General features: G+C 67.3%; 26 protein-coding genes. 2 read left to right on the forward strand and 24 right to left on the reverse strand.

The window, feature by feature from the left end; all coding sequences use genetic code 11:
* Window positions 1–12 precede the first annotated feature (12 nt).
* The 3 genes from KEC57_RS00210 to ychF all read right to left on the reverse strand — a co-directional run bounded on the left by KEC57_RS00210 (window position 13) and on the right by ychF (window position 3,539).
* On the reverse strand, window positions 13–1,680 hold the full coding sequence (locus KEC57_RS00210; RefSeq protein WP_229382511.1) for an ABC-F family ATP-binding cassette domain-containing protein: 1,668 nt from the start codon (window positions 1,678–1,680) through the stop codon (window positions 13–15).
* A 114-nt stretch (window positions 1,681–1,794) separates the two neighbouring features.
* Window positions 1,795–2,379, reverse strand: a complete 585-nt coding sequence (locus KEC57_RS00215; protein WP_229382512.1) for an alpha/beta fold hydrolase — start codon at window positions 2,377–2,379, stop codon at window positions 1,795–1,797.
* An 83-nt stretch (window positions 2,380–2,462) separates the two neighbouring features.
* Window positions 2,463–3,539, reverse strand: a complete 1,077-nt coding sequence (gene ychF / locus KEC57_RS00220) for a redox-regulated ATPase YchF (RefSeq protein ID WP_229382513.1) — start codon at window positions 3,537–3,539, stop codon at window positions 2,463–2,465.
* 84 nt (window positions 3,540–3,623) lie between these two features.
* On the opposite strand from ychF, the gene KEC57_RS00225 reads away from it, so the two are divergent.
* A complete protein-coding gene (locus tag KEC57_RS00225; protein ID WP_229382514.1) occupies window positions 3,624–4,469 on the forward strand; it encodes an SGNH/GDSL hydrolase family protein in 846 nt (281 codons plus the stop codon).
* 37 nt (window positions 4,470–4,506) lie between these two features.
* On the opposite strand, the gene KEC57_RS00230 is transcribed toward KEC57_RS00225, so the two are convergent.
* The gene (locus KEC57_RS00230) at window positions 4,507–5,871 is read right to left on the reverse strand and encodes a hypothetical protein (protein ID WP_229382515.1); all 1,365 of its coding nucleotides are present in this window, start codon (window positions 5,869–5,871) and stop codon (window positions 4,507–4,509) included.
* Window positions 5,868–6,332, reverse strand: coding sequence for a hypothetical protein (locus KEC57_RS00235; protein WP_229382516.1), 465 nt, complete (start codon window positions 6,330–6,332; stop codon window positions 5,868–5,870). Before KEC57_RS00235 ends, KEC57_RS00230 begins: the two co-directional genes overlap by 4 nt.
* A 199-nt stretch (window positions 6,333–6,531) precedes the next feature.
* On the opposite strand from KEC57_RS00235, the gene KEC57_RS00240 reads away from it, so the two are divergent.
* Window positions 6,532–7,023, forward strand: a complete 492-nt coding sequence (locus KEC57_RS00240; RefSeq protein WP_229382517.1) for a hypothetical protein — start codon at window positions 6,532–6,534, stop codon at window positions 7,021–7,023.
* Here the strand turns inward: KEC57_RS00240 and KEC57_RS00245 are convergent.
* The 19 genes from KEC57_RS00245 to KEC57_RS00335 form a co-directional block, all read right to left on the reverse strand.
* Window positions 7,020–7,655, reverse strand: coding sequence for a hypothetical protein (locus tag KEC57_RS00245; protein ID WP_229382518.1), 636 nt, complete (start codon window positions 7,653–7,655; stop codon window positions 7,020–7,022). The genes KEC57_RS00240 and KEC57_RS00245 overlap by 4 nt on opposite strands.
* A complete protein-coding gene (locus KEC57_RS00250; protein WP_229382519.1) occupies window positions 7,655–8,725 on the reverse strand; it encodes a hypothetical protein in 1,071 nt (356 codons plus the stop codon). The genes KEC57_RS00245 and KEC57_RS00250 overlap by 1 nt, the downstream gene beginning before the upstream one ends.
* Before the next feature lie 11 nt (window positions 8,726–8,736).
* Window positions 8,737–9,489, reverse strand: coding sequence for a hypothetical protein (locus KEC57_RS00255; protein WP_229382520.1), 753 nt, complete (start codon window positions 9,487–9,489; stop codon window positions 8,737–8,739).
* A gap of 2 nt (window positions 9,490–9,491) precedes the next feature.
* Window positions 9,492–11,528, reverse strand: coding sequence for a phage tail tape measure protein (locus KEC57_RS00260; RefSeq protein ID WP_229382521.1), 2,037 nt, complete (start codon window positions 11,526–11,528; stop codon window positions 9,492–9,494).
* A 4-nt stretch (window positions 11,529–11,532) separates the two neighbouring features.
* Window positions 11,533–11,712, reverse strand: coding sequence for a hypothetical protein (locus KEC57_RS00265; protein WP_229382522.1), 180 nt, complete (start codon window positions 11,710–11,712; stop codon window positions 11,533–11,535).
* Between the two features lie 62 nt (window positions 11,713–11,774).
* Window positions 11,775–12,110, reverse strand: coding sequence for a hypothetical protein (locus KEC57_RS00270; RefSeq protein WP_229382523.1), 336 nt, complete (start codon window positions 12,108–12,110; stop codon window positions 11,775–11,777).
* A gap of 9 nt (window positions 12,111–12,119) precedes the next feature.
* A complete protein-coding gene (locus KEC57_RS00275; RefSeq protein ID WP_229382524.1) occupies window positions 12,120–12,701 on the reverse strand; it encodes a hypothetical protein in 582 nt (193 codons plus the stop codon).
* The gene (locus tag KEC57_RS00280) at window positions 12,698–13,735 is read right to left on the reverse strand and encodes a phage tail tube protein (protein WP_229382525.1); all 1,038 of its coding nucleotides are present in this window, start codon (window positions 13,733–13,735) and stop codon (window positions 12,698–12,700) included. The genes KEC57_RS00275 and KEC57_RS00280 overlap by 4 nt, the downstream gene beginning before the upstream one ends.
* The gene (locus KEC57_RS00285; protein ID WP_229382526.1) at window positions 13,719–13,952 is read right to left on the reverse strand and encodes a hypothetical protein; all 234 of its coding nucleotides are present in this window, start codon (window positions 13,950–13,952) and stop codon (window positions 13,719–13,721) included. Before KEC57_RS00285 ends, KEC57_RS00280 begins: the two co-directional genes overlap by 17 nt.
* Before the next feature lie 16 nt (window positions 13,953–13,968).
* The gene (locus tag KEC57_RS00290) at window positions 13,969–14,430 is read right to left on the reverse strand and encodes a hypothetical protein (RefSeq protein ID WP_229382527.1); all 462 of its coding nucleotides are present in this window, start codon (window positions 14,428–14,430) and stop codon (window positions 13,969–13,971) included.
* Window positions 14,427–14,780 (reverse strand): hypothetical protein, encoded by a 354-nt coding sequence (locus tag KEC57_RS00295; RefSeq protein ID WP_229382528.1) that lies wholly within the window; start codon window positions 14,778–14,780, stop codon window positions 14,427–14,429. Before KEC57_RS00295 ends, KEC57_RS00290 begins: the two co-directional genes overlap by 4 nt.
* Window positions 14,781–14,843: 63 nt before the next feature.
* A complete protein-coding gene (locus KEC57_RS00300; RefSeq protein WP_229382529.1) occupies window positions 14,844–15,134 on the reverse strand; it encodes a hypothetical protein in 291 nt (96 codons plus the stop codon).
* Window positions 15,134–16,390 carry a phage major capsid protein gene (locus KEC57_RS00305; protein ID WP_229382530.1) on the reverse strand — a complete coding sequence of 419 codons (1,257 nt, stop codon included), beginning with the start codon at window positions 16,388–16,390 and terminating at the stop codon, window positions 15,134–15,136. The genes KEC57_RS00300 and KEC57_RS00305 overlap by 1 nt, the downstream gene beginning before the upstream one ends.
* Before the next feature lie 15 nt (window positions 16,391–16,405).
* Entirely contained in the window at window positions 16,406–17,083 is a 678-nt protein-coding gene (locus tag KEC57_RS00310; protein WP_229382531.1) for an HK97 family phage prohead protease, read from the reverse strand.
* A complete protein-coding gene (locus tag KEC57_RS00315) occupies window positions 17,080–18,252 on the reverse strand; it encodes a phage portal protein (protein ID WP_229382532.1) in 1,173 nt (390 codons plus the stop codon). Before KEC57_RS00315 ends, KEC57_RS00310 begins: the two co-directional genes overlap by 4 nt.
* Window positions 18,240–18,446 carry a hypothetical protein gene (locus KEC57_RS00320; protein ID WP_229382533.1) on the reverse strand — a complete coding sequence of 69 codons (207 nt, stop codon included), beginning with the start codon at window positions 18,444–18,446 and terminating at the stop codon, window positions 18,240–18,242. The genes KEC57_RS00315 and KEC57_RS00320 overlap by 13 nt, the downstream gene beginning before the upstream one ends.
* 11 nt (window positions 18,447–18,457) lie before the next feature.
* A complete protein-coding gene (locus tag KEC57_RS00325) occupies window positions 18,458–19,903 on the reverse strand; it encodes a terminase large subunit domain-containing protein (protein WP_229382534.1) in 1,446 nt (481 codons plus the stop codon).
* Window positions 19,904–19,943: 40 nt separating this feature from the next.
* The gene (locus KEC57_RS00330) at window positions 19,944–20,351 is read right to left on the reverse strand and encodes a hypothetical protein (RefSeq protein WP_229382535.1); all 408 of its coding nucleotides are present in this window, start codon (window positions 20,349–20,351) and stop codon (window positions 19,944–19,946) included.
* A gap of 831 nt (window positions 20,352–21,182) precedes the next feature.
* The gene (locus tag KEC57_RS00335) at window positions 21,183–23,822 is read right to left on the reverse strand and encodes an Ig-like domain-containing protein (RefSeq protein ID WP_229382536.1); all 2,640 of its coding nucleotides are present in this window, start codon (window positions 23,820–23,822) and stop codon (window positions 21,183–21,185) included.
* Between the last annotated feature and the right edge of the window lie 12 nt (window positions 23,823–23,834).

Raw genomic sequence — 23,834 nt, forward strand, 5'->3', positions numbered from 1 at the left:
TGAGCGCGATGCCTACAACTCGGCAACCCGCCCGGCTTCGACCCGCCAGTGCCGGTCGGTCTGCACTGCGGACAGCATCCGCCGGTCGTGGGTGACGAGCAGCAGAGCACCGTCGTAGGACTCGAGGGCCTGTTCGAGCTGCTCGATCGCGGGCAGATCGAGGTGGTTGGTCGGTTCGTCGAGCACGAGCACGTTCACGCCACGCGCCTGCAAGAGCGCGAGACCTGCGCGCGTGCGCTCTCCTGGCGAAAGTTCATCGACGGGGCGACTCACATGATCGGCCTTCAGCCCGAACTTCGCGAGCAGCGTGCGCACCTCGGCAGAAGCCATCGACGGAACAAGATCCTCGAACGCCTCGGCGAGCGCCCGCGACCCTGCAAGCACCGCGCGCGCCTGGTCGATCTCGCCGATCTGAACGTTCGCCCCCACGCCGGCGGTTCCCTCGTCCGGCAGCTGTCTGCCCAGGAGCGCGCGAAGCAGCGTCGTCTTGCCCGCGCCGTTGGGCCCCGTGATGCCGATGCGCTCCCCCGCGTTCACCTGCAGCGACACCGGGCCCAGAGTGAACGACCCCTGGCGGTAGACCGCGCCGCTCAGCGTCGAGACCACCGAGCTGGAGCGCGGCGCCGACCCGATCGTGAACTCGAGCTTCCACTCCTTGCGGGGCTCCTCGACCTCATCGAGTCGAGCGATCCGGCTCTCCATCTGACGCACCTTCTGCGCCTGCTTCTCGCTCGACTCGGTCGCGGCCTTTCGCCTCATCTTGTCGTTGTCGGGCGACTTCTTCATCGCGTTGCGCACGCCCTGGCTCGTCCACTCCCGCTGCGTGCGTGCCCGCGCGACGAGGTCCGCCTTCTTGTCGGCGAAATCGTCGTACTTCTCCCGCGCGTGCCGGCGGACGGTCGCACGCTCCTCGAGGTACGAATCGTAACCACCGCCGAACACGCGGTTCGAGGCCTGCGCCAGATCGAGTTCGAGAACGCGGGTCACGCAGCGCGCGAGGAACTCGCGATCATGACTCACCAGCACAACTCCACCCCGGATGCCGCGCACGAAGGCCTCGAGCCGCTCGAGGCCGTCGAGATCGAGATCGTTGGTGGGTTCGTCGAGGAGGAGGATGTCGAACCGTGAGAGGAGCAGCGCAGCCAACCCCACGCGTGCCGCCTGACCGCCCGACAGGGAGGTCATCGTGGCCTGATCAGCAGGCGTCCCGCCGAGGTCCAGGCCCAGATCGGCGAGAACCACCGGCACGCGCTCGTCGAGGTCGGCGGCACCGCTCGCCAACCAGCGGTCGAGGGCAGTCGAGTAGGCGTCGGCCGGGTCGAGGCCGCTCCCGTCCTGCAGTGACGGATCGGCGAGCGCGGCGGCGGCGGCATCCAGGTCTCTCGTCGCCTCGGTGCAGCCGGTACGCCGGGCGATGTACTCGGCGATCGTCTCGCCCACGAGGCGCTCGTGCTCCTGCGGCAGCCAGCCCACGAACGCATCGGCCGGCGCGAGCGCGACGGTGCCGGCCTGCGGCTCGTCGATGCCCGCGAGCAGTCGGAGCAGTGTGGACTTTCCGGCTCCGTTGGCGCCCACGACTCCGACCACGTCGCCCGGGGCGACGGTCAGATCGAGTTCGTCGAAGAGGGTGCGATGGCCGTACCCGCCGGCGAGGCCCTGGGCCACGAGTGCTGCAGTCATGTTCGTCCTGTCGCCGCGCGATGGCACGGAGGTTCTGGGCGTCTCGTCTCTCGCGGAGACCCCTCGTTGAGCGAGCGCCGGCGGGTCGAAGCGTCGATCAACGACCGGACGGGGTCAGTCCCAGTCGAGGTACTCCTCGATGACGACGGCCGTCTCGACGGCGTGCGTCATGGGAAACAGGTGGCCTGCTCCGCCGATGGTCTTGATGCTCGCGCGATCGGGCGCGGTGGCCTGCAGGCGCTCACCGATCGCTGGCGGCGTGATGTCGTCATCGGTTCCCTGGACGATCAGCACCGGGATCGCCGGCGCGAGGGCGGTCTGGGCATCCTCGACCCCGAGCAGCAGCAGCCCGTTCGCCCGATCGGCGTGCGCTGCGACGACCGCGCGCGCCACGGTGCCGCCGGCGCCGTGGCCGCCGATCCACGCGTGGTCGAGCCCGAGCAGGTCCATCACGGCGACGACATCCTCCACCCGCTCGTCCATCGCCGCGGCTTCGGAGCCGCTCGGCGCTGACGTCGTGCGAGAACCGATCCGGACGATATGGAATCCGGCCTCCTCGGCGAGGTAGTGCGCGACGACTCCCAGCGCGTCGCCCTCCAGCCCGCGCTCGGGGATCAGCACGAGCGCGACGGGACCGTCACCCTCTTCGGCATAGGAAACGGCACGACCGGCCGGTTCGAAGACGCTGCTCTCGGTCACTTCCATCAGTCCTCTCGTGGGGATCGGCGTTTCGCCTCGCGGCGCTTGTCGTCTTGCACAGCTCGCTGGGCTATCAGGGTGAGTCAGACGTTGAACCGGAATTCGACGACGTCGCCGTCCTGCATGACATAGTCCTTGCCCTCGAGGCGAGCCCTGCCCTTCGAGCGGGCCTCGACGACCGACCCGGTCTCGACCATGTCGTCGAACGAGATGACCTCGGCCTTGATGAAGCCCTTCTCGAAGTCCGTGTGGATCACCCCGGCTGCCTGCGGAGCCTTCCAGCCCTTGCCGATCGTCCACGCGCGCGCTTCTTTGGGACCGGCCGTGAGGTAGGTCTGCAGCCCGAGCGTGTCGAAGCCGATGCGGGCGAGCTGGTCGAGACCCGACTCGTCCTGGCCGGTCGACGCGAGCAGCTCCGCGGCATCCTCCGGATCGAGGTCGATGAGCTCCGACTCGATCTTCGCGTCGAGGAACACCGCCTTGGCCGGAGCGACCAGTGCCTCCAGGGCGGCTTTGCGGGCGGGATCCGTCAGCACCGCCTCGTCGACGTTGAAGACGAAGATGAAGGGCTTCGCGGTCAGCAGGCCCAGCTCTCGGATCGGCTCCAGATCGATCTTGGATGCCGACAGCAGTTCACCGCGCTGCAGGGCATCGCGAGCCGCGATCGCCGTCTCGAGGACAGAGGGGTCGAGCTTCTTGCCCTTGACCTCCTTCTCGTACCGCGTGATCGCCTTCTCGAGCGTCTCGAGGTCGGCGAGCTGCAGTTCCGCGTTGATGGTCTCCATGTCGTTCTGCGGGTTCACCGCACCTTCGACGTGCACGACGTCGTCGTCGGCGAAGCCGCGCACGACCTGCGCGATCGCGTCGGCCTCGCGGATGTTCGCGAGGAACTTGTTGCCGAGCCCCTCGCCCTCGCTCGCACCGCGCACGATGCCCGCGATGTCGACGAACGACACCGCGGCGGGCAGAATGCGCTCCGAGTGGAAGATCTCGGCGAGCTTCTCGAGTCGCGGATCAGGCAGGTTCACCACGCCGATATTCGGCTCGATCGTCGCGAACGGGTAGTTCGCCGCGAGAACCTGGTTCTTGGTGAGTGCGTTGAAGAGGGTGGACTTGCCGACATTGGGCAGTCCGACGATGGCTATCGATAACTGTGACATGACGACATCGAGCCTACCGGGCGCCCCATCGGACGCCCGCGTCCATGGGCGCGGGGGCGGCGCGCTCCTGGGTACGATGATCTGATGCGCGCCCTCGCCGTCGCCGTCATACTGGTCATCGTCCTGGCCGCATGCACGACACCCTCCACAGCCGCGCCGCCAACCACCGTCGCCGAACCTCAGTCACGCCTCGACGCCGCGCTCGATCAGGGCTCCCCAATCACCCTCTATGCGCTCGGATCATCCGTGGGCGTCGGCGCAGCAACTCCCGACCCGGAACGCCAGTCACCGCCCGCACGTCTGGCGCAGCACCTCGAGGCGCTCGGCGCCGGAGCAGTGACGCTGCACAACCTCTCGGTGAACGGCAGCGTCGCGTGGGGTGGAGTAAGCATCTGGCGCGACGCGATCGAACCGGCAAACCCAACCGCTCTCCTGCTCACGTACGGCATGAACGACGGCGCCCCGGCCAGCTTCAACAGTGGCGAGACTCTCCCCGGCGCGATCGACTCAATGCGGACCATCGTTACCGAAGCACAGGCCCTCGGCGTCACAGTCTTCCTCGCGACCACCCCGAGCCCAAACACTGAACTGACCGACTTCTCGTTGCCGCCCGGCAACCCCGTCATCTACCCGGAGATCGGCGGTGCCCCTCTCCCGGCCGACCCCGTGACCAACGTAGGGGGCGCACCATTCAGCGCCAGACACGCAATCTTCAACGAAGAGACCCGCGCCCTCGGCGCCGCACTGCATGCCACCATCCTCGACGTCGAACCGTCGTGGACATTCTGGGTCGCCAATTTCGGCGAGGCGTCGGTCTACGACGGCGGCGAATACGTGCACCCGAACCTACTCGGCCATGAGGTTTCCTACGGCGCGGCGATCCGCGCACTCACGCGGCCCATCAACACAAAAGGCGCCCCGCCCCGCTGACCGAAGTCAACGAGGCGGGGCGGCATATCGCGCGGGCTCAGTAGCGGTATTCCCAGTCGAGGACACTGGTCGAGCCGGATGCGAACGTGGTCACGCTGACATCGAGCGATGCCCCGGTCGTGGTGAATCCGGTGATCAGTTGATTCTGGGCGGCGTTCGCTTTCGCGTTCGCCATGTCGGCCACGCCGACACTGTCGACGTCGCTCACCACCAGACAGCGACGCACCGACTGATACCCACCGCCAGCGGTGCCGTACACGGTGAGTTCCCCTCGGGTGCCCTCAGGGATGGAGATCACCCCGGAAGCGCCGGAAGCGAGCACCAGTTGACCGCGCAGCACGCCCGGCTCCCCCGACTGCAAGCGGGCATTGCGGAAGGCTCGCGCGAGGGAGCGGTAGCCGGCGCCGTACGATGCGTCGATCGCCGCGGTGTTCGGGTGCACGTACTCCGCCCCCGAGTACAAGGCGTCATACCCGGTCGGCGCGGTCGCCGCGGCGATGAGGAACAGCATCCCCGCATCGACACAGATCGCGCCCTTCTCGGCCGCGACGGCACGGATGCCGTCATTGCCCTGGTTGAACCGGGCCAGCGTCTGCACCGTCTGCCCCGTGGGGAGCGTGATCGTCGGTGTCTCCGTGGCCGGGTACCCCGGCCACTGGTAGACGTTCGTCGCCGGGTAGATGATGCCCGACACCCGATCCGCCACCGCCAGCCCGCCACTGTTCGGGATCCGTCCCGGGTGCGGGTGCGGGGTCGTCGCGGTCACGACGAGCGCGCGCAGACTGTTGCAGTAGTCGAACAGCCGGCGCGACTCTGCCAGGAATCCGTACACCGGAGGAGCCACGTCGTACGACTGGCCTTTGTGCCACGCGGCGCCCTGGAAGTCGTTCATCCCGGGAATGTGCAGAAGGACGTCGGGGGCGCCGTTCGTGCCCACGTGCGCTTTCAGTGGCGCAAGCCACTGGTTCGCGACGGACCCGTCGATGCAGAGGTTCGCCGACGTCCAGTCACACGTACCCATCGGGTCGAGTGCGGCCTTCATCGCCGCGATGAACAGCGGCAGCGGCGCCTCGGTCGCCGGGTTCGTCACGCCACCAGCGAGGCCGACCGATGACCCGATGGAATAGACCCTGATCGTGGGGCGTGAGTTCGGCTTCGCCTCCGCGATCTTCGACCGCACCTTCCGCAGCCCCGGCAGGCCCGCGATGCCGTCCGCGAAACCGTCACGGACTGCGGTCGCGACGGCCTGCGCGCGGGCGCCGGTCTGCGCGGCCGACCCTGATGTGCCGAGCCATCCGCCAACCGCAGCGTCCCCCGGTACTGCGTTCACGCCCGGCAGTCCGATCGGCCCCTGGATCCCCTGCTTGCCGCGCAGCTGCGCGATCACCTGATACTCGGTCATCCGGTCACTCTCCTCAGTTCGCCCGTCCCAGAAACGGCCTCGTTGTCAGGGTCACCAGGACCGGAATGCAGCCACCATCCGCGATACCCGACTGGCGGGTCGGCGATCGAGACGAGCACGGTGTACATCGTGAGATCCGTTGCGAGCAGTTGCGAGATCGGCCCACCGATCGGGCCGGGGAACAGCACCAACGATCGCCACTCCTCGAACGACCGCCCGTCCGGGTCGTCGGGATTGATAAGCCAATCCATGACCGGCGTATAGAAGACCCCCGGCGAGTTGTCCAGCCACACCGTGAATGCGCCTGTGCCGGCGTCGAGCGCAGCCTGCGCCCACGTGGATACCAGCAACGCGTCACCGAGGTTCGGCCCGTTTGGGCGGAACCACAGCCGCGGCGCCCGCCCGGACAGCGCAGTGTGCGTGTGGTCATAAACATTCCCGGTAACCGATACCAGAGACATCGAGACTTCCTTTCTTGATAATGTATATACGTTCGTATTACGCTCTCCATATGGGAAGAGAGCCGATGCCAGTCCGCGCGGTCCGATGCGGACCTATCTGGGACGAAGCGAAAACCGTCGCCGATGAGAACGGCGACATCCTCAGCGAGATCATCCGAGAAGAGCTCGAGCGCTACGTCGCCCGGAAAGGCAAGAAGAAATGAAGCGCGGAGCACTCATCGGCACGATCGCCGCAGCCGTCCTCGTCCTCGGTGGCGCCGGAGTCGGCGCAGCCATCGCCGCCACACAGGCACCCGACGCTGCACCGACACCGATCGTCACCACCGCAGAGACTCCCGCCTCAAGCGAGCCCGCGTCTCCTCCCGCGCCCACGGACACCACTGGGCCGCTCGTCGCCGAAGAGCCGAGCGAAGGACGCGACGAGGCCGCGTTCCTCGCATTCGTCCGTCTGCGCCAGGCGACCTATCCGACTCAGATCCCGAACGCGACCGACGAGGATCTGATCGCGACGGGGGACATTGCTTGCGCCCGCCTCTCCGATGGACTGGCGGAAGGCAAGACCGACGCGCAGATTGTAGACGGGCTGTCCGTAATCGAGGGTGAGGCGAAGTCTGATGCAGGTTACTTCTCAGACAGCGGCGTGATCATCGCGAGTGCGCAGATGAACCTGTGCCCGGAGACGATCGGCTAGACCACCCGGAAGACGTTGTTCGACGTGTCGGCCCACAGGCACCCGACCGGCGCGCCGTTCGAGGATGCGGAGGTTCGCGTCGGGATGCCGGAAAGCTGAATCCCCGTGCTGGTGACGCGTACCGATCGGGTGCCGAAGTTCAGGCGGGCTCCCGAGCTATCAATCTCGATCCACCCACCGGAACCGGTGGAGTAGAGGCCCAGCATCCCGGCCGTCGCGTACACCTCTGGTCCGCCTGCGAACTTCACGGAACCGCCGTTGCTCGACGGATCCAGCACCATCGTCCCGACGTAGACCTTCCCGTCCTCTATCCGCACGTCGCCGGCTTCGATGCGCCCGCCGTCGACCTTGATGTAGCCGCCCGACTTGACGAGCAGGTTCCCGAAGAGCTCGATGAGTCCGTGCACGGTGAGGATGCCGAGGCCCTCAAGGATGATCCGCCCCACGGTGCGCAACACCCCGGTGATGAACGCGGACCCCTGAACGATCAGCCCGTCCTCGGATGCCACCCGCAACGCCCCGCGGGTGATCGACGTATACCCCACGGGCGAGGTCGTCTCCAGATCGTGGATCCGTCGTTTCAGATCCCGGAGTGCCGCGTCGTAGTCGTCTAGATCAAGAACCTTTGCCATTACTGCATCCCTACTTTCAGCTTGCGTGTCATGTCCCCGGAAAGCCCGACGACCTTCGCGACCGTTGTCGCGTCCTCCATGAACTCGTCGCCCTGCACCAGCAGACGCAACGTCGACCCGACGCGCACATTCGGGAACGCTTCCTCGACGGGCAGCGTGTCGGCCTTCACCTGAGCGACGGGGGCCTTTGCTACCTGCAACTCCCCCATCGACAGGGTGTCGAGAGTGCCCTGATCATCGACCGACTTGAATGATCGGGTGGCTTCCAGTCGGACGGGGAAGACCCCGAGTCCGCCCGCGATCCCCAGCCGCATATCCTCGTCGGATCCCATGCCCAACCCGAATACTCCGGTCAGAGTGCCGAGCGCGTCCGTCTTCTGCTTGACCCCGCCGACCGGGGAATCTTCCGCCGTCACCACCCACTCCGATGACGGGCCGGTCAGCCGCGGCGTGCCGATCTCGAGCACCCATTCCAGCCGGCCAGCGGGCGACCAACGCGGACGGAAGTACACGTCTGGCCCGCCGTCCGAGTCCTGAATCTCGGTCAGCATCTTCTCGGCCGATGCGAGCGACGAGAAGTGCCATCGCCGCGTCTCGCCGCCCGCCTCGTCGGCCGGGAGCACGATGGGGAAGTGATACCCATCCCCCGGCGTCGAGAGCGTCGCACGCGCCACCACAGCCCGCACCAGCCCGCGGAGCGACTTACCCGAAACCTCGAAGAACCCGCCCGGTGTGTACGTCTCTTGCGCCGTCACGAGCCGCCGATCGAGCACCAGGCGGAACTCATCATGCGTGACGGTCAGCTTCCCGCTGTCACGATCCCACTCGTGGCCGGTCACCAGACCGGCGTACACCGGTTCCCCGTCCCAGCACACGACCAGAGCCCGCGACCACGGCGACACCAGACCCCGCCAAATGTCCCCCGCGGGCGCATCCGCCTCCCGCAAGCTGAACGTATGCGACCCCGAACCGATCGTGCCATTCACTCCGGTCGACCAGTTCCCCGCGGTCGGCTCGACCGTCAGAAGCTGACTGCCTGTCGAGGAGTTACAGAATACGAACGACCACATGGCGCCTCCTCTCAGATGAATGTGTCAACGACCTTCACCGCCAGCGAGCCCGTCCCGGAAACCGGGACGAGCGTGTGCGCAACCTGCAACCCGGGAGGGATCGCCCATGTCTCCGCGCGCCCCACTGCGCCCACCTGTAGAGCCCCGTCGAGGTACACCCGTCCGGTGCGCATCTCGACCCGGTGAACATGCCCCGCCGCCAGCGGCTGCGTCACATCGAAATGCCGCCCCGCGGGGCCGGTGATCGTGTACCCGTCCGGCATGTTCGTGAGTGCGACGACGTCGATCGTCGGGGATGCGCGGAACGTCCCGTAGTGAAACGCCGTCTGCCCCGGTCCGTACGTGTGGGACTCGCCATACCGGCGCGGATCCGGCGACCACAGCAGAAGCTGAAACGTCGCCAGCCGTCCGTACGCCTCGACCGTCGTATCGGGCTTGTCGTGTCGGCCGACGACCGCTTTCAGTGACGACGACGCCTCATCGACCACCGCCGTCGCGAAGGAACCGTCAGCGAGCACCCCGGCCAGCCGCCGTAGCTGTCGTTCCTGGTCGACCGGCCCATCGGATATCAGTTCACCGTCGACCGTGATCACCCGGCCCGACAGATACCCGGGCGCCGAGAACGCGCCGTGACCGGTCGCACGCGCTTCCTGCTCACGACGCATCCCCGGACTATCCGTCCAGCCCGTCAGATCCACCAGCCCGAACGGCGAAGATCCCCCGTCCCCCTCGATCAACAGCCCGCCAACGCGAACACGGATCACCGTTACCTCCTCAGTCCACGGCTCGACCGCGCCGCAGCGATATCGGCAAGCTCGAGCTCATCCATGCCCGGACTCGGGTGAATGTTCTGCACGAGCGTGATGTCCGAACCGCCCGAGCTATCGCGGGTAGCCGCGCCCGCCGAGTACGCGGTGCGCAGTTCGGCCTGATACGAGTCGTACGGCGCGATGACCTCACGACCGCCCGGGTTGTCGCCCACGATCGCGAGCATCGGCCCATTGGTCACGGTGCCCGTCGCCAGTCGTGGGATCGCGACGTTCGGTATCAGACCGATGTTGATCCCGACGACACCGCCGACATCGTTCACGGCGCCGATCATCGAGTTGATGAGATCGATGGCACCGTTCACGCCGCCCTCGATCCAGCCGAGCACGCCATTCCAGATGTCGCGGACGACGAGGCCCAGCCCGGTCCACGTGTTGGACCAGGTGTCGGAGATCAGTTGGAGCCCGACGACGATGATCGAGTTCAGCCAGTTGACGGCGTTCGTCACGGGCGTGACGATCCAGTTCGTCCAGGCTTCGGAGATCACCCGTCCGACCTCGCCCCAGAATCCGTTCCACCAGCCGAGGAACCCCGTCAGCACGCCATTCATCCAGCCCAAGAATCCGGACCACGCTGCGCCGATCCAGGCGATGACGGCATCCCAGTTCTGAGCGAGCCAGATCCCGGCGAGCACCAGCAGCCCGATCGCGACGATGATCGCGAGGATGATCCACGTAATGGGCGACGCGAGCCAGGCCGCGTTCTGCGCCCACTGCACGGCGGTCTGTATTGCCTGCGCCGCGGCGATCACCTTCATGGCGCCCGCGGCGAGAATGATCCCTGTCGCGATCACCCCGACGACACCCGCGAGGACCATGATCACGTCGGTGTTCTGCGACGCCCAATCAGCGAAACCACCGAGGCCACCCAGTAGCTCGGTGATCATCGGTAGCAGTGTGGTTCCGATGCTCGCCGCAGTGAGCTCGAACGAACGCTGGATCTCTACCCACGACGTCGCAGCGTTTCCGCCCGCCGTGTCGGCCATGGCCTGCGTCGCGCCCGACACATCGCCCAGCCCCCCGCTGATGTCGGCGAGCGAGTCGAGGAACCCCGGAATCTCGTTGGTGCCCAGATCCTCCAGAGGGGTGCCGAACAGGGCGATCGCGGCGTTCGCCTGAGCGACGGGATCCTGGATGCCGAGCAGACCGTCAACGATCTGTAGAAAGCCCTGCTTGCCCTGCTCGCCGCCCGCGAGGAGCTTGGCCGACATCTCCTCCGCAGACAGCCCCGCGGCCTCGTACGCGGCGACAGACGCCGTGCTCATGTCCGTGCCACGGATCGACAGCTCCTTGACCGCGTCACCGGTCTTATCGATCCCGTACATTCCCTTCTCGGATGCCGCGACGAGCGCGCTCATCGCGGCCTCGCCGTCCATCCCGATGCCGGCGAAGAATGGACCGTACTCGTCCACCGCGTCGAGGATGTCGCCACGCACCGCAGCGGGCACCTTCTGCAGCGTCGCGGTGAGAAGGTCGAGCCCTTCCTGCGCGGAGCCCGCCAGACCGGTCGAGATCATCTGACCGACGACCTGAGAGATACGGTCCGCCTCGAGTTCGAACCCGCCCGAGATCGTCAGCACGCCCTCGGTGATGCCCTGCAACTCGTCCACGGATGCGTCACGCATCCCCTGAATCGAGGTGATGACACCGGCCGTCGCGGACTGCACCTCCTCGAGCGAGCCGCCGAACGCGTTGCCGTACGCGTTCGCCGCGGACTCGCCGGCTACCGCCGCCTGCTCCTGCGTCAGACCGAGGCTCGCCGCGAGTTGATCGCTGGATGCCTCGAGCCCGACCGCAGCACCGCTGACCCCGACCGCTGCGGCGCCGAGCAGGGCGAGCGCGCCCGCCGACCCGGCTGCCGCAGCGTCGAGCCCGTCGCTCCACTTCTCAAACCGCGCCTTCGACCGGTCCACCTTGTCGAGCTCGCTGTCATCGACCAGCAGCCGTGTGATGAGATCCGTCCCAGATCCGGCCATGCGATCACCCCCGATTCCTGCTCATGCGCTTGATCTCTTCGACGTCGGCCGCACGCTGCGCGGCGATCGCATCGCACGCCACGGCGAGCCGCGCCCACATCGCGTAGGGCAACTCCCACAGCCGATCCGGTGTGAGGCTGGGCCAGTAGTCGTTCCGGCAGATCAGCAGCGCCCGCGCCGTCACTTGGTCTTCCAGCCACCGCTCGCGCTCGTTGAGCGCGTCGACATCCGGATCGGTCTTGTCCGCTACCCGGCGACGGCCGCGACGGGTGTTGCGGATCCCTGAGGGTCCGGCTCCTGCTCACCCTCGGATTCCTGCTCGGCCCGGGCGATGTCACCGGGCTGCGCGACGATGCGCTGGATCAGGTCGGTGCGTTCCATGATCGACAGGAACGGAACCGGGGAGCCCGCGCGACGCATCGACGCGAAGATCGAGAACGCTGTCTGCACGTTCGCCGACTTCATCATCTCGGCGTACTTCTTGCGGTCCCACCCCGTCTCACGTTCAACCTCAACCCCGTCCCACAGGGTCGGACTCACTACGGGAATCGTGCGCCCGTCCGCCAAAACCAGCTTTGCCATGTCGCTCTCCTATGTCTGATCGGCGGCGCGATTGAGGATCTCCTCAGTGCGTCGCAACAGGTCGTCGCGGCCGTCCATGATCGGCCGGCGATAGTACGGCTGGCCCTTCTGGTCAGCCCACTTCTCTTTGTTCCCGAACACCGGGTGGCGGAAGCGTCGTTTGTTCCAGACCTTCGCCTGGTTGAACCCGTCCACCTTCGGGCCGGTGGTCTTGATCTCGATCCCTTGCCGGGTCTTCCCGGTGACGACGCGCGTCCGCAGACCGGCTTTGATTCCGTCGCGCATCCCGGTGGATCGTCCACCGTCTCTCACCGCGGCGTCGCTGTAGGTATTCACCTTCACCAGGTAGAACTTCCCGGTCCCCTTGCCGCGTGATTTCTTCTCGACGCGCTTGTGCCGCCAGCCCGTTTTCGCGGTCCCGCTCGGTAACGGCCCCGAGAGGATCGCGCGCTGCTCGGCGATCACCTCGTCACCGACTGCGCGGAGTTCCCGCCGAACGCCCGTCCGGACCTTCGGCGGGAACTCACGCAGCGATTTCAGTCGGTCACGCAGGCTCTCCGGATCCGGAACCGCCCCCGTGACCTTGCTCACGGGAGCGTGTCCAGCGAGCGGTAGATGATCCAGATCGGCTGAGTCGCGGCGCCGTTATCGAACGCCTCCCAGTCGATCGACTGCGTGATCGCTTCCCCACCGTTCGACGTGGGCACTTCGCCCTTGAGCCGGATCGCGGGGAGCACGATCTGCAACGTCGGCTTGTGCACGCCCGACACGGCAACGTTGTGCACGAACGTCAGCACCAGCGGCAGAGCCGTCTGGGCGATGTACGCATCCCGCAGCGTGTTGTCGGTGTACTCCGCGGTGAGCTTGCCGCTGATCTCGGGCTTCCCGTACACCGGGGGCCGGGAGCGAAGCCCCGCACCGCCGAGGTTCCAGCCGTTCGAGTCCAGGTTTCGCTTCACCGTCAGATCGAAATCCGCGATGTTGGCCGCGGGCGAACCCGACAGCGAGGCGATCGTCGTCGTCGTCGGCTCGGTCAGCGTCCCCGCCAAACCGATCGCGCCGTGGATGAACGTGAACAGTGCATCATCGGCCGGGTACGACGCCGCGGAGGCTGCGAACGCGGTCTGGAGTTCACGGGCCGTCAGCGACAGCTTCGCCGTGATCGGCGCGCCCTCTTTCGCCGACAGATCGAGCGAGTCGAACACGCACCCGGTGAACGTGTGCGGGTGCGAATTGACCCCGCCCAGCGTCGGCAGGATCTCCTGCACCGTGTACGAACCCACCGGATCGGACGCCGGGGCGAGCACATGATTCTGCTGATAGACCGCAGGCGCCGACGCCGGCACGAGCGTATTGACGACCTGGCCGAGCACCGCATTCAGCAGGTAGCCGAACCCGCGCGTCGGGATCCCGTCGAGCTCGATGTCGCCGGATCCTTCGAACCGTGAGATCACGTTCCGATTGAGGCGGTTGACGTTCTTACCCGGACGCAGCCCCTTGCTCTGCACGGTCTTCACGTCGTACTTGAGCTTGGCTTCGGACTCCACGAATCGAGTCGGCGCGACCGGCGTACCGTAGACCGTCTCCTTCGTCATGCCGATCGAGAAATCAAGCTGCGTCGCCATCGGCGTCTCCCTCCGTGTCGGCGCCCTCAGCGGGCGCGGCGATCTTCGCGGCGATCTTCTTGGCCTTCGCGTCGACCGGCTCGTAGTTCGACGCCTGCGCGGCGATCGCCTCGGCGATGTCGTCGCGCACCTCGAACACCTCCTCGGGCTCCACGACCCGGCCCAGCGCCGGCACGTCGAGCGCGCCGAGCGGGCTCACGTTCTTGAACTTGGGCATGCTGCCTTCTCCTCTCTTAGGTCCGCACCCTGTGCGAACAGATGAATGTCGCGGCGATCTCCACCTGAAAGCCGCCGCTGTACGCGTCGCCGTCCGCATCGAACGACCCGGGCAAGCACCACAGGACGGCGTCGCCGAGCGTCGTGTTATCGCCGGTCCGGACGTACCGCTGAATCAGATCGAGCAGCGCGAAGGCGCGGTCCCACGCAGCGCGCGCTGTGTCGTCGTCGTTGCCGGCGACCCAGGCGCCGACGTTCACGGCGAGCGTTATCCGCTCGTCAAGCTGACGTCGTGAGGAGACGTTCGCCGGGTCTATGTCGGCGTTCGCTTCGCCGAGCGCTACCCAGTCGGTCGTCTCGGGTACGCCCAGGAACCCGGCGTAGATGTCGACCGCCTCGCCGTCGAGTGCGGCACGGATCGCCGCCTCGAGCCCGATGCGGGCGGCGAGGACGCCTGTCGACGGCGACACCCCGCTCATGCGCCGAATCCCGGTCGCGGCGGATACGGCTCGAGCAACGACACCACGGCATGCGGCCACGCGAACCCTTGCGGCGCGTCGTCCTCACCCGGAGTCGGCCGCGCGTTCTGCCCCTTGCGGTCTTGCTGCCACAGGTGTTTGGCCAGTTTCTTGCCCGCCAGGATGAATGCGAGCGGCACCCGCCCGTCGATCTCGTGCCGCTCCGGGTCGACGTGACGGCCCGTGCTCTTGTCGACCTCTTCGGACGCGACCGCCGCGTAGAACTCGAGATCCTCGGTGTCCTCCTGAGTCGGTCCGTACTGCAACGCGTTCCGCAAATCGACTGCGGTCAGCGGCCAGTTGCTCGCCATGTGCTCTCCCCTTCGGGTCTGGCATGGGGGCCGCGCAGTGGCGCGGCCCCCATGGGATCCGGACTACTCGGCGCGGACGTAGCCCGCGGCGATGTACGCCTCGGCCTCGGCGGCGGGAAGCGTGATGCTCTTCCCCACGCCCGGCCACTCCACCCCGTCACGCAGACCCGAGATCCCCACCGTCACGACCACGTCGACCGTGTCGACATCGGGCTCGGGCGTGGGCTCGGGCGTCGGCTCGGGCGTGGGCGTGGGCGTGGGCGTGGGCTCGGGCGTTGGCTCGGGCTCCGCGGCGAGCTCGTCGGGTGCGGATGCCTCGACGCGGGCCGCGGCACCCGTCTTGCGCGCCGCCACTAGGACGCCGCCCCGATGTAGTGCTTCACCGCGGACGCGTCCATGAGGCGGCCGTCCGCGCGCAGCACCGCGCGGAACGCGGTCTGGTCGGAGCCGAACAGCGCCTGGTCGGACCGCTCGATGCGGGTTTCGCCGACGACGCGCACCCAGTAGCGGGAGAAGTCGCCGTAGAACAGCGACTTTGCGCCGACGCCCTGCGCTGCGACGAACGGGTCCCGGAACAGCGGAGCGCCGAGCAGGGTCGACGCCTGGCCGGCCTGTCCGTTCGGCTCCCACAGGTACCGGCCCGAGGTGTCCTTCAGCTTGCGGATCCCGCCGACTGCGGAGTTCGACGCGACCCAGGCCGAGTTCGGCTGGTACGGCGCGAGCACCGATTCCTGCAGATCGATCAGGTTGTCCCACGACGGCGCACCGCCGACGCCGGTCGCGCCCGTGACGCCGAGCGTCGAGGCGGTCGCGATGCCCTGCGGTGCGGCCACGCCCGACCCCGTGATGAGATCCTGCCCGAGCGCGATGCCGATGTTCTCGCCCATGAGGCGGATGATCAGACCCTCGATGTCGAAGAGCGCATCCTGGATGAGCTCGTTCGACGCGCCGCGGTAGTCGCCGTACTTCTTGGTGCCGAACGTGACCTGGTTGAACGACGGATCGGTACCGCCGATCTGCACGGCTTCCGTCGCCGCCGCCGCGGCACCGAACGATGCCAGACGCGGGAGGGTGATCGACTCACCCTTCGACGTCGTGAGCACGTACGCGCCCGCGGCGTAGACGCCTGAGAACTGCCGCAGCGGTTCGATCAGTTGCGCGAGGAAGGTCTGTCCGACCGTGTTGCCACCGGCCGACGCGGTGCCGACCGACAGTGCACGCATGAGCACCGCGGCGCCCTCGCGGGTCGAGATCGCTCGCGACTCGTTGAGGTTCGACACGTAGTCGAGCGGGGTCCGCGAGTCCGACAGCGCCGCGCGGACCTGATCCGCGAACTTCCGCACATCGGCCGCGTGGCCGAACGCGCCCGGGTTGTCGAGCAGATCGGCCGCGAATGACACGGCGCGCGCCTCGAGATCGCGCTGCTGCACGAGCAGGGCGATCCGGTCATCGAACGAATCGAATGCGCGGGTGAGCGCCTCGAACTTGGTGTGCTCGTCGGCCGTCAGCGCGCGCTCGGCGGCGATGTCCGCCAGCGGCTTGCCTTCGACTTCCCACGCCTTGCGCTGCTCGTCGGCGAGGGACTTGATGCGTTCCTGAATGCTGGTCATCAGCACTCTCCTTTCTCAGATCCCGCGCTTGCGGGGTCGCGTCACGAGCGCGGGATGCGTCTCGCGTGTCATGAATGCGGCACGGCGTGCCACGTCGAGCTCTCGGTCGCCGGGGGCGGCGGGAGACGGGGTGAGGGATGCGCGCACGGTGTCGAGATCGAACGCGCGCTGCATTTCGGTTGTCGCGCCCCAGTAGGCGGGATCCGCGACGGGGGCGACGTCGTGCACGACGGCACGCATGATGCGGCGGATCAGTCGCCCGTCGCGGTCCTCGCGCCACTCGGCGTCCTCATAGGTGCGCAGGTTGAACGCGAACGAGGAGTGCCGGTAGTCGCCACGCTCGGCGAGCACGGCGACGTCACGGCCGGCGTTCGTGTCGGGTAGGTCGTCCTCGTATCGCAGGCCGACATCGTCCACGAAACAGCGCAGCGTGCCGGCATCCGTGGTGCCCAGCAGCAGCTTGTTGGAGTGCTCCGCACGGCACAGCACCCGCGTGTGCAGCGACAGGTCGAGATCGCCCACAGGGCCGAACGCGCCCGGGTCGATCTCCTCGAACCATCCGCCGAGATCGCGCGAGACGAAATCGAAAACGGCCCCGTATCCAGTGAGGATGCCGGGGCCGCTGCCGCCCTCCACGGCGGCTCGGAATTCGACGGGTCGATCGACCACCCGCCGCTCGATGACGTGTGTCATGGTGCCTCCTTCGTGATTGACGTCGCGATCGACTCGGCGAGCGATTCGGACTCGCTCTTGGTCGTCGCGTACCACTGCTGCCACTGCTCGAGTTCGGTCGTGTTGAGCCCGCGGCGCCCAAGCTCGCGGCGCGCCTCCGAGAGCGTCAGGGTTCCGTTGCGCAGTTGCTCGGTGATCGTGCGAGCGAACTCGAGGATCCCGGGCCGCTCGAGACGTGACAGGTCGTAGACCACCTGCAGGCCGTCCCGCAGCACGTCCGGGAATGCGGCCTCCGCTCGCCCGCTCACACCGCCCAGGGTCTTGATGCGGAACAGCGCCTGATCCATCTCGCGATTCGAGTAGGTGCGCGACGAGCCGGCCTTGCCGCCCACCTCTTCCGGTGGCACACCGTAGATGATCGCGATCTCGGTTGCCGAGGCCTCGATCGTCTGGAGGAACTGAGCCTCTTCGGGCGTGATCGTGATCTTGCGGTAGTCCCACTCACCCGGGAGCGCGACCGGCTTTCCCTCTTTCGCAGCCTCCACGAATTCGTCCCGCGCCTCGCGCAGCTTGTCGGCGTCCAGCCGACTCCCCTTCGCCTGCAGGATCGCGGGCGGCATTGACGAGTTCTTCAGATACCGGCGCCCGTACTGACGCGCGAGGTCGCTCCACTCGAACGAGGCCGCGAACTGCTGGATCGGCGACATGCCCTCGACGCCGCCCGCGTCGACCATCTCGCGAATGTGCAGCAGGTTCCCGCCGCGCTTCACGAGATCAATCGGCCGACCGAGCAACCGGTACACCGGCTTGAACGGATTCGTACTATCGACCGTGACGTAACCGTCCGGGAGCCACTGGCAGTAGCGGCGCGAGTCGTCCACGATCGAGTAGGCGTTGCCGCGGTTCTTGAGCTCCGTTGTCATGATCACCCGGGAATCCCAGACGGACAGGATCGGTGACGGGTCGGCAAGGATCGGTGGCGTTGCGACCGGCTCGCGCTGATCGCCGCGAAGCTCGGTCACGGTGATCGCGGACTGCGCCCACTGATCAGCGATGTACCGAACGGCCGCGTATGCCGCGGCCTGCCGCATCGCGCCACCGCGGCCGAGCGACTGCCACGACGGCCCGAAGGCGTCTTCGGCCGTCAGGTCGCGCGTCTCGGGCCGGGTGAACAGGCTCACTTGAACCACCCCGGAACCTTGATCGGGTGCGCGATGAACCACACCGCGACGCCTGCCACGATGAGCGCGAGCGCCACAGACCACAGTGCGACGCCCGACACCACGAGCACCGCCGCCGCAACCTCCAGCGCGTCCTCGACTCGGACGGGAGTCCACCATTTCGCGATGGCTTGCAGCCGTTCGCGCACCCTCAACTTCGTCATGCGTCCTCCGTTCAGTCCGAGCGATTCGCGCGCCTGAGCGCGTCGGCCGGGTCGTATGCGAGTTCGGGGAGCAGCGTCGCGAGCATCTGCCGCGCGTACGTCACGGCCACGAGCGCCGAGATCGGGCGCATCGACTTGCCGCGCATCCACTTCCACCCGCCCTCAGGTGTGGACTTCGTCGCCGCCGACTTCAGCGCCTCGGTCAGTTCCTCTTGCCCCAGGTGCACGACGTCGCGATTCAGCACCGCGTCGAGCAGGCCGGGGCCAGCAGCCGAGATGTGTGCCGACGTCATCAGTTCGACCTCGAGACTCACGTCGAGATCCGGGTCTGTCAGCTTCGGCAACAGGAACCCTGCCGCCTTGTGCTCGAGGTAGATCGGGCCGGGCACCTCGGCTACGAGATCGAGGATGCCCGGGAGTCCGTCGCGGTCTGGGTCGCCGTCGATGATCCAGTCCGTGCCCGGGCCGTCTGCCAGAACCTCGATGTGGATCTTGCCGTCTGAGCGGACACCCGCGACGGCGATCGATGCCCATGCGGATTCCGGGGCAACGTCGATGACGTATACGACCTCGGGACGGGTGGACTCTGACCCCGGGTCGGCGCCGGCTTCCCATCGATCCTTCGGGATCTTCCACTCGACCTCGAGGTCATCGCTCCACCAGTTCAGGAACGGACGCAGGAACGTGCTGCCCATCGACTCGCGAAACGCGGCGATCTTCGTCACGTTCGTCGTGAAGCCCAGCGCCGGCATGCACGACCACCAGGTGAGCGGGTCATCCGGGTCAGCCTTCTCGTGCGCCGAGTACTCGACGTAGAGCGTGCGCATCCGCTGCGCGTTGAGCAGCGACGGATCGGCGCGGAGCAGTTCGACACGGGCGCGCCCGGCCTCCGCTTTCTTCCACATGAACGGCGACTTGGTCTTCGACTCACCCGCCGTTGAGATCCACAGCGACTGAGAGTCATCGACGGCCGTCGTCGCCGGCATCAGCGCCGCCTCGAGGCGGTCATCCTTCTGCGCGAAGATCTCGTCACCGACCGTCAGGCCGAGCGTCCCGCCGTGCCCGGCGTTCTCGGTCGGCGCGTCGATCGACCACTTCGAGCCATTGAGGAACTTCATGTGCTCACCGCCGTTGGTGAGATTCAGCGTGTTCCCGGTGCGGTTGCGTTGCAGCAGATCCCGGAAAGCCGACGCCGCGATGCGGTGGTGCTGTTCCTCTTGCAGCTTCTCCAGCGCCTTCTCGCGGGTCTGTGCGATGTAGAGGAGGTACTGCCGCTCGGGCCACATGATCATCCGATGCACGCCCCACGGCAGTACCAGCGACGTCTTGCCCGACTGGCGCGGCACGATGATGACGATCTCCGAATACCAGAGCAGCCCCGTCGCCGGATCGATCTCGAACGCGACCTCGAGAATGTCGCGCTGCCACGGCATCGCAAGCCACCCGAGCAGCTTCATGATCTTGATGACCTCGTGCGCTATCGTGCGCCGGGCCGGGTTACGCGGAGTTGACCACCTCGGGATCGTCTCCACTCCGCTCGGGAGCCCGGATCTCGTCCACGAGGAGCTTGAAGACATGCGCCGCTCCCCCGTCCGCACCCTTGAGGTCGGCGAGCACGGCGCGCATTGCCTCGATCGTTGACTTGTAGTTACGTCCCGCGTCGGGGTCATCGAGCACCTGGGCACCGCGCAGCACCATCTCGTGCCGCATCGCAGCCGAGTCATCCACCGGCTCGCCGAGCGCCTTCACCGTCGCCCGCGTCACCGCACCCACGACCACCCGATACCCCGCCGCGCGAATCGCGTCGGCCGCGATCACGGATGCCGTGCCCTGGTCGCCCTTCGCATCCCACAGCGCGGACTCGATGATCTGTGCGAGCTCGTCATCCGACGACGGGCGACGCACGCTCGGCTGCTCCGAATCTGTAGGGCGCTCCGAGAATGTAGGGCGCGCCCTTTTCGGCGCCCTCTTCGACGGTTTCGACTCGCCGCTGCGCGCACGATACTTCGCCGTGTCATCGGCTTTCCACTTGCGACACTTCACGCACGGTCGACCGCCAACGCCGTCCTTGCATCCCGCTCGGTACATGGCGCGGGTGCCGTGCGCAGCACTCTTGCCAGCCATCGACACGACCTCCGCTCTGCGCCGATCTGAGCGCTCCGATTCCGACCACACACACCGACCCACACCCCGACCGAGTCAGGTCGCCCACGGTGCCCCTGCGCCCTACACCGCCCTACACGAACCAAAACGAATCGGGGAGAGGGAGTTTTGGGCGGGGGTGCGGAAGGGGGTGGGGGGTGGAAAAAATCGAACGTAGCTCCGGGTGGGGCCGGGCGGCGGGCGGGTCGGTGCGTGCTCGTGCTGCGTTCGCGTTCGTCAGCGTTCAGCGTTTACGTTGTCCTGCCTTCGCCCACCTGGATGACCGGGCGCCCCGGGGGACGGCGGGTGCCCGGTCCCTCCTGGCCGCGTTGCATCCCATGTGTGCGGGCCTCAGGTTCCACAGGTCCCATGTCCCACCCTTCGACGCAGGCACAACGTGATCGAGGGAAGGGCCGAGAGAGTGACGTGGTCGGAGGTCGAACCGGATAGGCCCACGCTCTCCACGGCATAGCCAGCATGTAGACCCAGGAGGGCACACGATGGCGAGGAGACGGGCATACTCCGTCGCGCTCAGCTTTGGAGCGTGATGAGGCATGCCCGCCTCCTCGGTCAATCACTGTTTCAATTGGTGGACTACGCGTCGAGCGGCACGTCCCACAGGGCCGACAGGTAGAGCATCATTGCGGTGATCTGCTCGGCGGTGTGCTTGCCCGAGTAGGCGTAGACAGCGCTGATCCGCGCGTCGTAGCCGGTGGTGCCGCCACCGAACTGGCCGAGCCCAATGCCGTCGAGTGTTGCCGTCGCGGTCGTTACTGCCACCGAGACGGGCGATCCGATGACGTTCTGGTGGATCGTGCCGAAGTTGCTGTCGAACGTCACCGCAGTGATCTGCCAGCCGGTGTCGCCGCCGTTGGGCTGACCCGCTGGGGTGGCGAGCGCCGACGTAGCGGTCAGGTACGCCCCGGTGGACGACTGGTGCCCATAGGCCACAGCCGTGCCCGTCGCGCCGCCACGGAAGACATCCTGACGGCCCGCGCCGAGCGACACCATGCGGTGCACCATGTAGAACGTCAGCGGCGTGCCGGCTGCGGTCGCGGTGGCCCAGTCGGGCGCGTCGAGCCGGTCCGCTTGGAACCGGATCGACGCGTGCCCGTGCGAGTCTGCCGCGACCTTCACCGGCTGCAGGCTGCCGGTGGCCTGCACCAGTGCCTCAACCCGTGACCCTCGGGGCGGGGTGAGCGACGTGACCGCTGCCCCATCCGCCAGCGCCGAGATCGCCGCGACGGTGATCTCCGCGAGCAGGTTCGTCAGGATGATGTCCGTCAGGAACTCGGCCAGGATCGTGACCGTGACCGCGGTCGACGTGCTCGGCTTGTACGAGTACGAGTCGGCCGGGACGAACCTCGCGGTCAGCGAGTGCGTGCCGAGAGCGAGCGCGTCGGTGGTGAACGTGGCTTCGCCGGCGACAGCGGTCGCCGTGCCGATGACCGCACCATTGGAACGGAACTGGACGGTGCCGGCGACCGCGGGGCTGAGCGTCGCCGTGAGCACGACATCCTCGCCCTGCTCCTGGTAGCCGGTAGGTGTCGCCTCGAGGGTGATTCCCACGGAATCCTGGCGGATGCTGGCAAGCGCCTGCCCGACCTCGTTCACGTCGATCTGTGCGTACATCGCGGCGGCGATCGCCTGGTGGCTGGCGAAGCTCGGGTGAATGCCGTCGGAGATCAGGCCCATGTTCGATCCTTGGATGTCCCGGTATGGTCTGCCGTTCGCAATCGCCGCGTCACGCACTGCCGCGGACACGGCCGAGAACGAGATCAGCGGCGACGAGAACGTGTAGACCAGCGGCACGTCCGCCAATACCGCGAGCCCTGGGAGCGCCGCGGTGTACACGTCATTCGCGTTGTCGTCGTTGCGGGAGGCCGGGATGCACATCATGTGCGGGTGCGCGGCCGCGGCGAACGGGAAGCGCTGCGTGAAGTTGTTCGCTTCGTCCGGATCCCAGCCGCTGCCTGCGATCGACACATTGATGAACCGATCGGCGCCGAGCAGATGCGCGACGAAGTTCGGTGCCGTCTCCAGTCTCGACGTGGTGTCGGCCGCGACGCCGGCACCGTCCCCGAAGGAGTCCCACACGAACGTGAGCGCAAACCGGATCGGCTGCTGCGGACGCGTGACTGCCTGACCGGCTGGCACGATGACGCCGCCGAACTTCCCGACCCCGAGGAGCTCGACCCGGATGAACCGGGCCTTTCCGGTCGGGAACGTGACGTGCACGTACTGTGTGGTCGCGCTCGTCACCGTGAACCGGTCGAGGTCGAGCGAGTGCCAGCGGCCGTCGATCACGAGGCGGATGCCGAGCGTGGTCGAGGACGACTCCACCTTGATCCAGAACTCGGTGTTGCCACGGTCGGTGACGAACTCCGGGTGCAGCAGATAGGAGGCGCCCGCCTCGGGTGCGGCGGGGCCGACCCAGTTCGCGTCGATCACGGTCACGCGCGGTCCGCCGTTGTACCGGTACGCGACATCCGCGTCACCGTCGCTCGGTGCAGTGAGCGTCCCGGTCGGCAACGAAGTCCCGACCGTGATGGTCGGAATGTCCCCCGCAGCAGGCGAAGCAAACGCCTGCTCCCACGTGCGGCGACCACCACCGGACGCCGCGATCGCTCCATCAATGGTGCCGCCGAGCTGGACGGCGAATGCTGACGCCGGGGTTGCTGCGGTCGCTGTCAGGATCGCGTCCGTAGGCGTCAAAGCGCCCTCGATAGCGCCTGCAACCGCCACAGCGGTCGCCGTGACCTCCACGGCCGTCGAGGCGGCACCCACCGCCACATCACGAGCGGACTCCGCACGATCAGCGATCACCGTCGAGACTGCGTCGCCATCCTCGCCCTTGTCGCCGCGGCCCATCGTTGCCACGATGACCAGTCGCTCGCGCTCCGGTGTCGACTTCGGCGCCGAGAACGTGACAGAACCCGTCGTGAACGTCGACACCGTGCCGTCAGGCGATGTCCCGCGAAGGATGAACCGATCGCCCGCGACGGCCGCGGCCGTGACCTCAGGCGACGCCGTCACCTGGATCTCGCCCCGCACGGCACCCGACGAATCGACGTCGAGCTCTGCATCGCCGAGCGTCGCGACGAGCACCCAGCCCGACAGGTCCTTCGGTGCACCGTTGCCCGACGCGACACGCACCAGGCGCGCCCACGAGTCCCCCGGGAACACGTGCGCCGGCCGGTCGACCGGATACTCGACCATGTCCTGAATAGTCATCGCGGACCCCTC

The organism is Microbacterium allomyrinae (genome assembly GCF_020682705.1).
Taxonomy (GTDB): domain Bacteria; phylum Actinomycetota; class Actinomycetes; order Actinomycetales; family Microbacteriaceae; genus Microbacterium; species Microbacterium allomyrinae.

What these genes read in the sequence shown, in the direction of transcription:
- KEC57_RS00250 (WP_229382519.1), bottom strand. Translation starts at nt 8,725, where the DNA reads ATGTGGTCGTTCGTATTCTGTAACTCCTCGACAGGCAGTCAGCTTCTG.
- KEC57_RS00230 (WP_229382515.1), bottom strand. Translation starts at nt 5,871, where the DNA reads ATGACCGAGTATCAGGTGATCGCGCAGCTGCGCGGCAAGCAGGGGATC.
- KEC57_RS00285 (WP_229382526.1), bottom strand. Translation starts at nt 13,952, where the DNA reads ATGCCCAAGTTCAAGAACGTGAGCCCGCTCGGCGCGCTCGACGTGCCG.
- KEC57_RS00235 (WP_229382516.1), bottom strand. Translation starts at nt 6,332, where the DNA reads ATGTCTCTGGTATCGGTTACCGGGAATGTTTATGACCACACGCACACT.
- ychF (WP_229382513.1), bottom strand. Translation starts at nt 3,539, where the DNA reads ATGTCACAGTTATCGATAGCCATCGTCGGACTGCCCAATGTCGGCAAG.
- KEC57_RS00260 (WP_229382521.1), bottom strand. Translation starts at nt 11,528, where the DNA reads ATGGCCGGATCTGGGACGGATCTCATCACACGGCTGCTGGTCGATGAC.
- KEC57_RS00335 (WP_229382536.1), bottom strand. Translation starts at nt 23,822, where the DNA reads ATGACTATTCAGGACATGGTCGAGTATCCGGTCGACCGGCCGGCGCAC.
- KEC57_RS00290 (WP_229382527.1), bottom strand. Translation starts at nt 14,430, where the DNA reads ATGAGCGGGGTGTCGCCGTCGACAGGCGTCCTCGCCGCCCGCATCGGG.
- KEC57_RS00245 (WP_229382518.1), bottom strand. Translation starts at nt 7,655, where the DNA reads ATGGCAAAGGTTCTTGATCTAGACGACTACGACGCGGCACTCCGGGAT.
- KEC57_RS00240 (WP_229382517.1), top strand. Translation starts at nt 6,532, where the DNA reads ATGAAGCGCGGAGCACTCATCGGCACGATCGCCGCAGCCGTCCTCGTC.
- KEC57_RS00305 (WP_229382530.1), bottom strand. Translation starts at nt 16,390, where the DNA reads ATGACCAGCATTCAGGAACGCATCAAGTCCCTCGCCGACGAGCAGCGC.
- KEC57_RS00210 (WP_229382511.1), bottom strand. Translation starts at nt 1,680, where the DNA reads ATGACTGCAGCACTCGTGGCCCAGGGCCTCGCCGGCGGGTACGGCCAT.
- KEC57_RS00320 (WP_229382533.1), bottom strand. Translation starts at nt 18,446, where the DNA reads ATGACGAAGTTGAGGGTGCGCGAACGGCTGCAAGCCATCGCGAAATGG.
- KEC57_RS00270 (WP_229382523.1), bottom strand. Translation starts at nt 12,110, where the DNA reads ATGGCAAAGCTGGTTTTGGCGGACGGGCGCACGATTCCCGTAGTGAGT.
- KEC57_RS00225 (WP_229382514.1), top strand. Translation starts at nt 3,624, where the DNA reads ATGCGCGCCCTCGCCGTCGCCGTCATACTGGTCATCGTCCTGGCCGCA.
- KEC57_RS00325 (WP_229382534.1), bottom strand. Translation starts at nt 19,903, where the DNA reads ATGAAGCTGCTCGGGTGGCTTGCGATGCCGTGGCAGCGCGACATTCTC.
- KEC57_RS00295 (WP_229382528.1), bottom strand. Translation starts at nt 14,780, where the DNA reads ATGGCGAGCAACTGGCCGCTGACCGCAGTCGATTTGCGGAACGCGTTG.
- KEC57_RS00280 (WP_229382525.1), bottom strand. Translation starts at nt 13,735, where the DNA reads ATGGCGACGCAGCTTGATTTCTCGATCGGCATGACGAAGGAGACGGTC.
- KEC57_RS00310 (WP_229382531.1), bottom strand. Translation starts at nt 17,083, where the DNA reads ATGACACACGTCATCGAGCGGCGGGTGGTCGATCGACCCGTCGAATTC.